The sequence below is a fragment of the Curtobacterium sp. L6-1 genome (assembly GCF_018885305.1).
Taxonomy (GTDB): Bacteria; Actinomycetota; Actinomycetes; order Actinomycetales; family Microbacteriaceae; genus Curtobacterium; species Curtobacterium aetherium.
Genome location: NZ_CP076544.1, coordinates 558355 through 571311, shown reverse-complemented (window position 1 = coordinate 571311; position 12957 = coordinate 558355). Strand labels below are relative to the sequence as shown.

Genomic DNA, 12957 nt, shown 5'->3' with positions numbered 1-12957 from the left:
GGGCCTCCAGGGCGGGACTGGGTGGGCGCGGGCGGAACGGGACCGCGCGGACGGGCCGGGTCCGGACCGCCGGAACGGGCGAGCCGGTCAGACCGCGTCGTCCGCCGGGTACCGCACGCCGACCTGTCGTCGAGCCTCATCCATGACCGTCATCACCGCGATCGTGTGGTCGATCCCGCACGTCGCGCCGTCGGCGATCTCGGCCGGCATCCGCCCGCCGCCGTCGGCCCCGTCCGCACCGCCGGACGCGCCCACGGCGCCGGACGCGGTGACCGCCGCCTCGAACGCGCGGGCCTCGTGCGCGTAGCCGGCCAGGTCCTCGCGGCCGTCGAACTCCTCGACCGTGACACCGTCGGCGTCGCGGATGCGCCAGGTCGTCGGCGTGTACCAGGTCGGGTCGACGTCGATGCGCCCCTCGGTGCCGATGATCGACGCGCTGTTCGGGCTCCGCACGTCGAGCGCGAAGTGCACCGTCGACTGGGCACCACCCTCGTGCGTCATGACGATGCCCATCTGCGTGTCGACACCCTGGTCGCTCAGCGTGCCGGCGGCGACGAGCGAGGTCGGGACCCCGAGCACGTCGACCGCGAACGACACCGGGTAGACGCCGAGGTCGAGCAGCGCCCCGCCGCCGAGCGCGGGGTCGTTGAGTCGGTGTCGCGGGTCGGTCGGGAGCGCCTGGTGGTGCGTGGCCTCGACGAGTCGCGGGGTGCCGATCCGTCCCTCGGCCAGGACCCGGCGCATCATCGCCGTCTGCGGCAGGAAGCGGGTCCACATCGCCTCGACGACCAGGACGCCCCGGTCGCGGGCGGCGTCGCGGACCCGTCGCGCCTCGGCGGCCGTGATCGTGAAGGCCTTCTCGACCAGGACGTGCTTGCCGGCCTCGATCGCGAGCAGGGCGTCCTCGGCGTGCCGGGAGTGCGGCGTCGCGACGTACACCGCGTCCACCTCGTCGTCGGCCACGAGCGAGCGGTAGTCGCCGTGGGCGCGGGCGATCCCGTGCTCGGCGGCGAAGGCGCGGGCGCTCTCCCCGGTGCGCGACCCGACCGCGGTGAACTCCACCCCCGCGGCACTGCAGTCGGTGACGAAGGACCGGGCGATGCCACCGGTCCCGAGCACTCCCCATCGAACGGCCATGTCATCTGTCTACCAGGCGACCCCGCCGGTGGCGGCACCGCCCGCGTTGAGCCGTCGTCAGGACCGTCGGCGTAGCCTCCGGGTGACCAGGCGACGGTCTGGAGGCGCGACACCGGACGTGTGGCGGGCCTCCCGTCCGTCAGGTGGTGGTGAGCGCGCCGCGGCGCGCTCCGGACGCGAGGAGGCGCCGTGACCGAACCGGAACCGTGGTGGACGGGAGCCGTCGTCTACCAGGTCTACCCGCGGAGCTTCGCCGACGGGGACGGGGACGGCGTGGGCGACCTCGCCGGGCTGCGGAAGCACCTCGACCACATCGCCGACCTCGGCGTCGACGTCGTGTGGCTCTCCCCCGTGTACCGGTCACCGCAGGCCGACAACGGCTACGACATCTCCGACTACGAGGACATCGACCCGCTCTTCGGGACGATCGACGAGTTCGACGCCCTCCTGGTCGAGGTGCACCGGCGGGGCATGCGGCTCGTCATGGACCTCGTCGTCAATCACTCCAGCGACCAGCACCCGTGGTTCCGCGCCGCGCTGCAGTCCCCCACCTGCCCGAAGCACGACTGGTACATCTGGCGCGACCCGGTCGACGGACACGAGCCGAACGGCTGGCGTGCGGCGTTCGGCGGTCCGGCGTGGTCGTGGGACCCCGGCACCCGGCAGTACTACCTGCACATGTTCACGCCGCAGCAGCCCGACCTGAACTGGAACAACCCGGACCTGCGCGCCGCCGTGTACGACATGATGAACCGCTGGCTCGACCGCGGCGTGGACGGCTTCCGGATGGACGTCATCAACCACATCGCGAAGGACGCCGACGCCCTGTCCGGCGACAGCGACGCCTACGTGATGCAACCCCGGATCCACGACCACCTGCAGGAGATGCACGAGCGGGTGTTCGCCGGCCGGGACGCGCTGCTCACCGTCGGTGAGATGCCGGGCGTGACCGTCGAGGACGCCGCCCTGTTCACCGACCCCGACCGGCACGAGCTGGACATGGTGTTCCAGTTCGAGCACGTCGGGCTGGACCACGCGGCCTCGTCGAAGTTCACCCGGCAGGCGACGGACCTGCCGACGCTGAAGCACTCGTTGGCGCGCTGGCAGACGGGGCTCGAGGACCGCGGGTGGAACTCGCTGTACCTGTCGAACCACGACCAGCCGCGTCCGGTGTCCCGGTTCGGGCCGGGCGGGCTCGGGGCTGGTGCGGGTGCGAGTGCTGGTGCTGGTGCTGGTGCTGGTGACGATCCGTTCGCGTACCGGTACGAGGCGGCGACGCTGCTCGCCACCGTCCTGCACCTGCACCGCGGCACCCCGTACGTCTACCAGGGCGACGAGATCGGCATGGTGAACGCCGGGTTCACCTCGCTCGACGAGTACCGCGACGTCGAGTCGCTCAACTGGTTCCGCGGAGCCGTCGGCCGGGGCATGCCGATCGCCGAGGCGCTGGAGGCCCTGTCGTTCCGCAGCCGCGACAACGCCCGCACGCCGATCCCCTGGGACGACACCGAGCCGGCTGGCGGGTTCTCGACCGCTACACCGTGGATCGGGATGGGCCAGGGCTGGCCGCGGGTGACCGTCGCCGCCGACCGGGCGGCCGGGGAGCGGTCCGTGTACGAGCACCACCGTCGACTCATCGACCTACGGCACCGCTCCCGGACGGTGCGGCTCGGGTCGTTCACGCTGCTCGAGGCCGAGCACCCGACGCTGTGGGCGTTCACCCGGGCGCTGCCGGACGGGGCGGCGGCGTCCGAGGTGCCGCTGGTCGTCGTCGCGAACCTGTCGGCGCAGGACCTCGAGTTGCCCGCGGATGTCGCGGGACGTGCGGGTGACCTCGTGCTCGGGAACCTCGGGGCGCCGCCGGTGCCGGCGCTGCTCCGTCCGTGGGAGGCGCGCGTGCACGCGTGCCGGTGACGGGCCTCCCGGCCGCGCGTGCCGATGACGGGCTGGCGGGGCCGGGAACGAGAGAACCCCCTCGGCCCGTGGGACCGAGGGGGTTCTGTGGAGCCGCCTGTCGGAATCGAACCGACGACCTATTCATTACGAGTGAATCGCTCTACCGACTGAGCTAAGGCGGCGGACGCTCCGGTCAGACCGGAGCGGCACGAGAAGCAACTGTACAGGATCAGACGAGCGAGCGCGAAACGAGCGCGCCGAGGTCGTCGAAGGAGCGCTCGAGCTCGTCGACGAGGTGTGCGTCGGCGTCCGACTCGGACCACTCCCACCAGGCGTGGCGGAGCGCGGCGAGGCCGACCAGGGCGGCGAGGCGCGCACGACGGCGGAGGACCGTGTCGGCTGCCGGGGCGGTCGCCGGCCCGGAGGACTGCGTGTCGAGGCCATGCCCGGAGGGCTGCGCGCCGGGGCCCTGCCCGGGGGCCGCGCCTGCGGAGCGTGCGTCCGGGAGCCCTGCCTCGCGGCGGAGACGCCGCTCGACGACCGCCTGGATCTCCGACTGGAACTCCTTCATCGACGCCATCCGACGGCTGAACAGCTCGGGGTTGGCACGGAGCACCCGCTGCCGCTCCCCGATCAGCCCGCGCTCCTCGATGAGCTCCCGCGCCGAGTGCACGAGCAGGGCGCCGAGGTCCGACAGCAGGTCGCCCGTCGGACCGCCGGCGACGAACACCTCGACGTCGTCGCCCTGCGGCAGCGTCGGGTCGTCCCCGAGGATCGCCTGTTCCTTGCTCGGGAAGTAGTTGAAGAAGGTCCGTGGGGAGATGTCCGCGCGCCGGGAGACCTCGTCGACCGTCACCGCTGCCAGACCGTGCTCGATCGCGACGCGCAGGGCTGCCTGCTGGATCGCGAGGCGGGTGGCGCGGCGCTTCCGCTCGCGGAGGCCCGGTTCGGCATCGGTCATGCGCACGATCCTCCCATGCGCGCCATCGCGGACGGCATGAGAACCCGTGCGGGGAGACGCGGGACCACCAGGCCGAGGGTCGCTCGTCAGCGGACCGCGCGGGCCACCGTGACGAGCAGGGCCTCGAGCGCGAGCAGCGCGGCGACGTTCGCACCGATGCGCTGGCGTGCCGTGCTGATGGCGTCGAGCACCTCGAGCGCGGCGGCGGGCGGCACGGACGGCAGGGCGCGCTCGAGCTCGTGCCGCATCGCGAGGTTCACCGGCTCGGTCGGCGCACCGAGGCCGAGCAGGAGCAGGTCGCGGTAGAGCGAGGAGACGTCCACCAGGATGCGGTCCAGCCCGTCGCGGAGGCTCCGGGTCGCCCGACGCTTCTGGTCTTCCTCGAGGGCGCGGAGCTGCGACCGGAGCGCGGGCGGGACCGTTCCGCCCGGCTGCACCCCGAGGGAGCGGAGGGCTGCGTCGCGTTCCTCCGCGTCGCGTTCGAGGGTGATCGCCTTCGCGTCCTCGTCGGCCACCGCGAGCAGTGCCGCCGCCGCGTTCACGGCGTCGCCCACGCTGCGGATCGCCAGCACCGTGGTCAGCGTGCGACGCCGGCGTTCCCGCGCGTCCTCGCTCGTCGCCAGCCGCTGCGCCATCCCGATGTGGCTCTGCGCCTGTCGTGCGGCGTCGGTCGCGAGGACGCGGTCGACACCGGTGCGGGCGACGATGAGGTCGGCGACGGATTCGATGCCGGGCACCCGCAGGCGCACCGACCGGACGCGCGACCGGATCGTCGGGAGCAGGTCCGCCTCACTCGGGGCGCAGAGGATCCAGACCGTGCGCTCCGGCGGCTCCTCGAGCGCCTTGAGCAGCAGGTTCGAGGTGCGCTCGGTCATGCGGTCGGCGTCCTCGACGATCATCACGCGGTAGCGGCCGACGGACGGCGAGAACTGCGACGAGGTCACGAGCTGCCGGATCTCGTCGATCGTGATGATGACCCGCTGGGTGGTGAGTCGGGCGACGTCGGGGTGCGTGCCTGCGGAGATGAGGCGGAGCGTGTGGTCGTCGTCCGGTCCGTTCCCGACGAGGGCTGCTGCGAAGGCCGCTGCCACGTTCGACCGGCCGGACCCGGGCGGGCCGGTGATGAGCCACGAGTGCGTCATCCCGCCGGTGCCGTCGACCGACTCCGCCGCGGCGCGCAGGGCCGCCACGGACTCCTCTTGCCCGGTCAGGCCTTCCCACACGCTCACGGGATGATCCTGCCAGTCCCCACCGACGGGGCCGGCGTCGTCGACGCCATCGGCCCCGGCGTCGCCATCCGCTTCGGCGGCGGCGGCGTCGGCATGGGCGTCGGCGTCGGCGTCGGCGTCATCAGGCGATCCCGAGGAGGCCCGACACGGCAGCGCGGATCCGCTCCTGCACGACGTCGGCCGGTTCCGCCGCGTCGACGACGAGGAACCGCGTCGGTTCGGCGTCGGCCATCGCGAGGAAGGCCCGACGCACCGTCTCGTGGAACGTCTCGGCCTCGGACTCGAGGCGGTCGAAGACGTCGCCGCGGGCAGCTGCCACACGGGCACGTCCGACGGTCACGTCGAGGTCGAGCAGGACGGTGAGGTCCGGGGTCTGCCCCTCGGCGGCCCAGTCGGACACCCCGCGGATCTGCTCGGCACCGAGGCCGCGTCCGACGCCCTGGTACGCCACCGACGAGTCGATGTACCGGTCCTGCAGGACGACCGATCCGCGAGCGAGGGCCGGTCGGACGACGGTCTCCACGTGGTGCGCTCGGTCGGCGGCGTAGAGCAGCGCTTCCGCGCGGGGTGTGATGTGGCCCCGTTCGTGCAGCACGATCTCGCGGATCTTCTGTCCGAGCTCCGTCCCGCCGGGCTCGCGGGTGCGGACCACGTGCCGGCCGTGCTCCCCGAGCCACTGCTCGAGGCGCTCGGCCTGGGTCGTCTTGCCCGCGCCGTCACCGCCCTCGAGGGTGATGAACCAGCCGCGGGCGGCACCGGAGACGTCGTCCGGTGCCGCTGCCGCTGCGGTCACTTCTTCTTCGCGGGGGCGCGGCGGGCCGGTGCCTTCTTCTTGACCGGGCCCTTGGCGCGCTTGTCCGCCAGGAGCTGGACGGCACGCTCGAAGTCGACCTGCTCGACCTCTTCGCCGCGCGGGATCGTGGCGTTCGTCTCGCCGTCGGTCACGTACGGACCGAAGCGGCCGTCCTTGACCTTGATCGGCTTGCCGGACACCGGGTCGGCGTCGAACTCCTTGAGCGCTGCGCTGGCGGCACGCTTGGCGCCGTACTTCGGCTGGGCGAAGATCTCCAGCGCGCCGGGCAGGTCCACGTCGAAGATCGCGTCCTCGCTCGGGAGCGTCCGGGTGTCGGTGCCCTTCTTGAGGTACGGACCGTAGCGGCCGTTCTGTGCGGTGATCTCGTCGCCGGACTCCGGGTCCTTGCCCACCACCCGGGGCAGGTCGAGGAGCTTGAGCGCGGTCTCGAGGTCGACGGACTGCGGGTCCATCGACTTGAAGAGCGAGGCGGTGCGCTCCTTGGGGGCGGCCGCCTTCTTCGTCGTCTTCTTCGCCGCGGCCGTCTTCGTCCCCGTGGCTGCCGTCGACTTCGCGGTGGTCTTCGTCGCGGTGGTCGTCGTCGCGGCCTCGGGCTCCGCCCCGGCGGCGGCCGGCAGGACCTCGCCCGTCGCGGGGTCCACGGTGGGCTCCGGCTCGGGAGTGCGCTCGGTGACGTACGGTCCGAAGCGGCCGTCCTTCGCGAGGACCTCTTTCCCGGTCTCCGGGTTGATGCCGACGACACGGTCGCCGATCACGGGCGCCTCGACGAGTTCGCGGGCCTTCTCGAGCGTGAGCTCGTCCGGTGCGATGTCCTCGGGCACGTTGACGCGACGCGGCTTCTCGGGGTCGTCACTCGGCGTCTCGATGTAGGGCCCGTAGCGGCCGATGCGCAGGGTGAGGCCCGGCGCGAGCTCGACCGAGTTGATCTCGCGGGCGTCGATCTCGCCGAGGTTGTCGATGACCGTCCGCAGACCGCGCTGGTCGCCGCCGCCGAAGTAGAAGCCCTTGAGCCAGTCGACGCGGTCCTCGTCACCGCTGGCGATGCGGTCGAGGTCGCTCTCCATCTCGGCCGTGAAGTCGTACTGCACCAGGTCGCCGAAGTAGTCCTCGAGGAGCCGGACGACGCTGAAGGCGATCCAGTTCGGCACGAGGGCGGTTCCGCGCTGGGTGACGTAGCCGCGGTCCATGATCGTCGAGATGATCGCCGCGTACGTGGACGGACGACCGATGCCGAGTTCCTCGAGCGTCTTCACCAGGCTGGCCTCGGTGTAGCGCGGCGGAGCCGAGGTGTCGTGGCCCTTGGCGAGGACGTCGTGCACGCCGAGGTGGTCGCCCTCGGCCATCTGCGGCAGCTTCGCGTCGTCGCTCGTGTCGTTCGCGGCGCGCTCTTCGTCGCGGCCTTCTTCGTAGGCGTTGAGGAAGCCGCGGAACGTGATGACCGTTCCCGAGGCCGTGAACTCGACGTCGGTGCCGGAGGCCGTGGACGGCAGCCCCTCGACCGCTTCGGTCGACGTGATGCCCAGGACGACCGAGGCGGTCGAGCCCTTCGCGTCCGCCATCTGCGAGGCGACGGTGCGCTTCCAGATGAGGTCGTAGAGGCGGAGGTCGTTGCCGCGGAGGACGCCCTCCATCTGGGACGGCGTCTTGAACGTGTCACCGGCGGGGCGGATGGCCTCGTGCGCTTCCTGCGCGTTCTTGCTCTTGCCGGCGTAGGAGCGGGGCTTGGCCGGGATCGAACCGGCACCGTAGAGCGCCGACGCCTGCTTGCGCGCCGCGGTGACCGCCTGCTGCGAGAGCGAGGCGGAGTCGGTCCGCATGTAGGTGATGTGGCCGTTCTCGTAGAGCGACTGCGCGACGCTCATCGTCTGGCGAGCCGAGAACCGGAGCTTGCGCGCCGCCTCCTGCTGCAGGGTCGACGTGGTGAACGGTGCGGCCGGACGGCGTGTGTACGGCTTCGACTCGACGCTGCGGACGACGGCGTCCCCGGCGCGCTCGAGCACGGCCGAGAGGGCGTTCGCCGCGGCCTCGTCGAGACGGACGACGTCGGAGGTGGTCACACCACGGTCGTCGAAGTCACGACCGGAGGCGACGCGCTTGCCGTGGATGCGGGCGAGCTTGGCCGCGAAGGAGCCGTCCTCGGACTTCTCGAAGCGTGCCGAGAGGTCCCAGTAGTTGGCGGTGACGAACGCGAGACGCTCGCGCTCCCGGTCGACGACGAGGCGGGTCGCCGCGGACTGCACACGACCGGCGGAGAGGCCGGGTCCGACCTTGCGCCAGAGCACCGGCGAGACCTCGTACCCGTACAGACGGTCGAGGATGCGGCGGGTCTCCTGCGCGTCGACCAGTGCGGTGTCGAGCTCGCGGGTGGCTTCCTGGGCGCGCTGGATCGCCTCCTTGGTGATCTCGTGGAACACCATGCGCTTGACCGGCACCTTGGGCTTCAGCACCTGCAGGAGGTGCCACGCGATGGCCTCGCCCTCGCGGTCTTCATCTGTTGCGAGGTAGAGCTCGTCGGCGTCCTTGAGGGCTCGCTTGAGGTCGGCGACGGTCTTCTTCTTCGCGTCGGAGACGACGTAGTACGGCTCGAACCCGTTGTCCACGTCGACCGAGAACTTGCCGAGGGAGCCCTTCTTGAGCTCGGTCGGCAGGTTCTTCGGCTCGACGAGGTCACGGATGTGGCCGACGGACGCCTGGACCTCGTATCCGTCGCCGAGGTATTGCGCGATCGTCTTCGCCTTCGCGGGGCTCTCGACGATCACGAGCTTCTTCGTGCCTGGCACGTGTCTCCTTGATCGATGGTGCTGATCGGCCGACGGACGTCTCGATGCGTCCGGGTCGACCGGGAATTCGGTGACCGGCGGGCCGACAGGCACACCATACACACTCCGCTGGGGATGCCTCGGTGGAGGCCGACCCGGACCGTTCCCCCGGGACGGCACCGGGTGGACGGCCGACGCCGTCCGCATCACCGACCCGGCGTCGCCGCGTGGGCCGGCGGTCGCCGTCGCGCGAGCAGCCAGTGGTCCGGACCCGACGACGACCCCGACCACAGCGGTTGCGCCCACCACCGAGCAGGTCGAGAGGGAGGCACGGTTCGCCCGGACGAGGCGGCTCGCCGACGCGCACGGCCGGCCGGGCAGCAACCCGACCGCGGACGCCGCCGCGGCGAGCGCGGCAGCGTCAGCGGCACCCTGTGCTCGGGCCGTCGCGACGCGGTGTGCCGCGGCCGTCAGCACCGCCGTCACGACGAGTGTGACGGCGGCGAGCACCGCGACGAGCACGACCGCGGCCGAACCGGTCTCGGCGCGCCGCACCGGAGTGCGCGGAGCGCGGCCGACCGGGCCGGAGGGCTCGTCCGGCACGGTCGCACCGCGTCCGGTGCCGTCCGGCCGTCGACCGGGTTCGGCAGCGACACCCCGGTCGGAGTGGGTCACGGCGGTCCCCCGGCAGCCTGCTCGTCCACGGCGCACGCACGCCCCTCGACCGCGATGCCGACGAACGGCCCGCTCCCCGCCGACCGGGTGGCGCGCACGCAGACGATGCCCGCCGCACGCTCGATCCGCACCGATCCCGCGGCGGCCCGGTCGAGCACGCTCCGGCCGCCCGTCTCGTCCCCGCGCCCGAACGCCCGGGCCGCCGAGGCCGCCGCCGACTGCAGCCGCCCCTGCCTGTCGACGACCACGACGCCGGCGATGCCCGCAGCCACGACCACCGCGACGACGGGGAGCGCGACGGCGAACTCGACCGTCACGGCTCCCCGCTCCCGGTCGCCCCGGGCACGTCGCGGGCCGGTCACGGTGTGAGGGCGTTCCGCACGAGCTCGGTCAGGATGGCCTGCACCTCGCCGGACCGCATCACCGCGACGAGTACCCCGGCGAAGGCGACCGCCGCCAGGATGACCACCGCGTACTCCGCCGTCGCCGAGCCGCGGTCGTCGCGCAGCAGCCCGCGGAGGCCGTCGACCTCCGCCGTCGGCCGACGCCGCAGCGAGCGCGCGGGTCGGACGGTGTCCTGGGTCGCGTCGGGTCCGGCGGTACCGCCGCGGACGGGTGCAGCCGAGTCCTCTTCCATGTGGTGTCCTTCCTTCTCTCTGTCGAACGGTGTCTCCGCCGGGCCCGCGGTCGGTGCCGGTCCCGGCGGTGGACCGAGTCTCGGCGAGCAGCCCCGCCGGCCGGCGTCCCCTGCCGCATCCGGTGGAGGGCTCATCCGAGGCCAGTGGATGTGGAGGAGAGGATCGCGAGCACGACGGGCACCACCCCGACCAGCACGAACGCGGGCAGCACGCAGACCCCGAGCGGCACGACGAGCCGGACCCCGAGCCGCTCCGCCCGGGCGATGTCCTCGGCAGCGGCGTCCGCACGGCTGTCGACGGCCCAGGCGCGGAGCAGTGCCGCGGCCGGGACCCCGGCCCGCTCGGCGAGCGCCAACGTCTCGGTCAGCCGGGCGCGGTCCTCCGCGGGCCAGTGCCGACCGGGGAACACCGCCTCGACGGTTGACGCCGCGTCGGTCCAGGCGCCACCGCCGGACACCGCGACCGCCCAGACGTCGAGCAGCAGCCCGGGGACCTCCGGTCTGCCTGCGGCCGCGGTGACGAGGCGCGCGGTCCACCGTCCGGCCACCGCGACCAGGAGCGCTGCCCCCGCCAGGCACCCCCAGCCGACCGGTGTCCGGACGAGCACGCCGACCGTGTCCACGCCCCACGTCGAGCCCAGCAGGACGCCGAACGCCGGGAGCGCCAGCACCACCCGCGCACTCGACCGTGGTCCGGCCAGCGCGATCCGCACCGACCGCTCCGCCGCCGCGGTGTCTCGGAGGGACGCAGCCAGCGCCCGGAGCGCCGGCACCACCGGGGCACCGGTGCGAGCAGCGACCGCGAGGACACCCTCGACGTCCCGGTCTGCGGCGCCGACCGCGCGACCGGCGCCGACCGCGCGACCGGTGCCGACCGCGCGACCGGTGCCGACCGTGAACCTGTCGGCCGCGGGGCCCGCAGCGCGGTCATCCGCGGCGCCCGCGGTGCCGTCGCCGACGGCAACGTCCTCCCCGGTGCGGTCCCCGGCGAGCCACCGGGCTCGTGGCGGCGGGACGCCGGCGCTCACCAGCACGGCGACACGGTCCAGCACGCGTGCTCGGTCCAGCGCCGCACTCGTCCGAGCATTCCTCCGGCCGGTCGCCCTCACGTCCCGTCACGTCGCCGGCGATGGGCACCACCGGACCGGCCACCCGACGCCGCCGTCGACGACCCGGCAGCCCCGAAGGACCCGGCGGCCGGGGAAGGACCGGGAAGCCCGGAGAGGCCGGACGGACCTCCCGGGCGCAGGCCGGACGTCCCGCCGAGCACGCCGCCGGACGCTCCGTGGTGCCCGCCGGTCTGGACCCGCGCATCGTGCGAGATGCGCACGTCCGGCGAGATCCGCCCGTCCGGTGAGATCCGCCCGTCCGGCGCGGTCCGACGTGCCGACAGATCCCGTCCGACCGCGGTCCGCGCCCGGTGTGCCCGTTCCGGCGGCGCGTGCAGCGGGTGCAGAGCGGAGACCTCGAGTCGCCCCACGGGATCGATCCCGAGGCGGCCGACCGCCGCCAGTCGTCGGACACCACCGCGCCGCTCGACGTGCAGCACCAGGTCGAACGCACTCGCGGCCTGGCGTGCCAGGGCCTCGGCCCCCAGACCGGCGAGCGCCCCGAGCGCCTCGAGCCGGGCGGCGACGTCCTCGAGCCCGTTCGCGTGCACGGTGCCCGCGCCACCGTCGTGCCCGGTGTTCAGCGCCGAGGTCAGTTCGCGGATCTCGGCGCCGCGACACTCCCCCACGACGATCCGGTCGGGGCGCATCCGGAGCGCCTCGCGGAGCAGCCGGTCGAGCCCGAGCGCCCCGGCCCCCTCAGCGTTCGCCTGTCGCGCCTCGAGGGACACGACGTGCGGATGGTCGACGCGGAGTTCGGCGACGTCCTCGACCGTGATCACGCGTTCGGCGGCCGGGACCAGGGCGAGCATCGCGGCGAGGAGCGTGGTCTTGCCGCTCCCGGTCGCTCCGGTGACGAGCATGTTGCGTCGCTCGCGCACCGCCCGTTCGACGACCGCGCGCGGGACCTTCTCGAAGAACCCGCCTGCCGCCAGCCGGGCGACGGTCGGGCGTTCGGCCAGGGGCAGCCGGATCGAGATGGCGGTCCCCTGCACCGAGACGGGGGCCAGAACCGCGTGCACCCGGATGCCGTCTCCGTGCCGGACGTCCGCGCACGGCGTGGTCTCGTCGACGTGTCGTCCGCCGCGTGCGACGAGTGTCCGCGCGAGATCGCGTGTCCGCTCCTCGGACAGGACGAGGCCCCGGACGACGTCGAGCCCGGACCCCCGGTCGGTCCAGACGCCACGTCCGCCGAGGACGAGCACGTCGGTCACCCGGTCGTCGGCGACGAGCGGGGCGAGCTCCTCGAAGTCGATCAGGGCGGCGGCATGCCGCAGGTGGCCGGTCTGAGGGGTGCCGGGCAGGAACGGAGCGCGGTGCCGGTGCATGTCGGGGACGGTACGGACCCGGTCGGGCCGCACCGCGCCTCCCGGCCGGGCCGGTGGACAAGGCAGCTCTCCTCAACGCGACCGCGCGTTTGTACCCCGAAGCGCGCGCCCGTACCCCGTTGCAGTCGACGGGCGGTGGGGCGGGCCAGGACGGTCGGCGCGCCGGTGTCGCCGCTCCGCCGGGCTGCTGCGACCCGACCGCGGCAGCATTGCCGTGTCGGCCGTTCGGCGGACCGGTCTGTCCACTCCGGCCGCGTCCCTGCACCGATCGAGCGCCGTGTCGACACCTGCCGGACCACTCGTGCAGGTGAGGGGAACCCAGGAAAAAGAAGAGGCGGCACCTGTTGGGGGGAACGGGTGCCGCCAGGACACCGGCTGATTGGGGGGAATCGTTGCCGGCGCCACCGGGAAC

General features: G+C 73.3%; 10 protein-coding genes, 1 tRNA gene and 1 pseudogene. 1 reads left to right on the top strand and 11 read right to left on the bottom strand.

What is annotated here, in order from left to right:
• Positions 1-87 precede the first annotated feature (87 nt).
• Positions 88-1137, bottom strand: coding sequence for a Gfo/Idh/MocA family protein (locus KM842_RS02730; RefSeq protein WP_216260729.1), 1050 nt, complete (start codon positions 1135-1137; stop codon positions 88-90).
• A gap of 189 nt (positions 1138-1326) precedes the next feature.
• On the opposite strand from KM842_RS02730, the gene KM842_RS02725 reads away from it, so the two are divergent.
• Positions 1327-3051: a glycoside hydrolase family 13 protein gene (locus tag KM842_RS02725; protein ID WP_216260728.1), complete on the top strand. Its 1725-nt coding sequence runs from the start codon at positions 1327-1329 to the stop codon at positions 3049-3051.
• An 88-nt stretch (positions 3052-3139) separates the two neighbouring features.
• Here the strand turns inward: KM842_RS02725 and KM842_RS02720 are convergent.
• From KM842_RS02720 to KM842_RS02680, 10 genes and pseudogenes are all read right to left on the bottom strand, one after another.
• Positions 3140-3215: transfer RNA gene (locus KM842_RS02720), tRNA-Thr, on the bottom strand.
• Positions 3216-3262: 47 nt separating this feature from the next.
• Entirely contained in the window at positions 3263-3994 is a 732-nt protein-coding gene (locus KM842_RS02715) for a TetR/AcrR family transcriptional regulator (RefSeq protein WP_216260726.1), read from the bottom strand.
• Positions 3995-4080: 86 nt separating this feature from the next.
• Complete coding sequence (locus KM842_RS02710; RefSeq protein WP_216260724.1) at positions 4081-5223, bottom strand: DNA polymerase III subunit delta'; 1143 nt, start codon at positions 5221-5223, stop codon at positions 4081-4083.
• 121 nt (positions 5224-5344) lie between these two features.
• Positions 5345-6016, bottom strand: a complete 672-nt coding sequence (gene tmk, locus KM842_RS02705) for a dTMP kinase (RefSeq protein WP_216260722.1) — start codon at positions 6014-6016, stop codon at positions 5345-5347.
• On the bottom strand, positions 6013-8817 hold the full coding sequence (gene topA, locus KM842_RS02700) for a type I DNA topoisomerase (RefSeq protein WP_253206220.1): 2805 nt from the start codon (positions 8815-8817) through the stop codon (positions 6013-6015). Before topA ends, tmk begins: the two co-directional genes overlap by 4 nt.
• A gap of 219 nt (positions 8818-9036) precedes the next feature.
• Positions 9037-9351, bottom strand: a pseudogene (locus tag KM842_RS16010) (Rv3654c family TadE-like protein); the annotation flags it as partial.
• Between the two features lie 116 nt (positions 9352-9467).
• Positions 9468-9788 carry a TadE family type IV pilus minor pilin gene (locus KM842_RS02695; RefSeq protein WP_216260716.1) on the bottom strand — a complete coding sequence of 107 codons (321 nt, stop codon included), beginning with the start codon at positions 9786-9788 and terminating at the stop codon, positions 9468-9470.
• A gap of 41 nt (positions 9789-9829) precedes the next feature.
• Positions 9830-10108 (bottom strand): DUF4244 domain-containing protein, encoded by a 279-nt coding sequence (locus tag KM842_RS02690; protein WP_216260713.1) that lies wholly within the window; start codon positions 10106-10108, stop codon positions 9830-9832.
• Positions 10109-10239: 131 nt separating this feature from the next.
• The gene (locus KM842_RS02685; RefSeq protein WP_216260712.1) at positions 10240-11160 is read right to left on the bottom strand and encodes a type II secretion system F family protein; all 921 of its coding nucleotides are present in this window, start codon (positions 11158-11160) and stop codon (positions 10240-10242) included.
• A gap of 53 nt (positions 11161-11213) precedes the next feature.
• Complete coding sequence (locus KM842_RS02680) at positions 11214-12545, bottom strand: ATPase, T2SS/T4P/T4SS family (protein ID WP_216260709.1); 1332 nt, start codon at positions 12543-12545, stop codon at positions 11214-11216.
• Between the last annotated feature and the right edge of the window lie 412 nt (positions 12546-12957).

Bases quoted from the DNA above. Each gene is read 5' to 3' on its own strand.
- KM842_RS02690 (WP_216260713.1), bottom strand. From the start codon at position 10,108: ATGGAAGAGGACTCGGCTGCACCCGTCCGCGGCGGTACCGCCGGACCC.
- KM842_RS02715 (WP_216260726.1), bottom strand. From the start codon at position 3,994: ATGACCGATGCCGAACCGGGCCTCCGCGAGCGGAAGCGCCGCGCCACC.
- KM842_RS02680 (WP_216260709.1), bottom strand. From the start codon at position 12,545: ATGCACCGGCACCGCGCTCCGTTCCTGCCCGGCACCCCTCAGACCGGC.
- KM842_RS02730 (WP_216260729.1), bottom strand. From the start codon at position 1,137: ATGGCCGTTCGATGGGGAGTGCTCGGGACCGGTGGCATCGCCCGGTCC.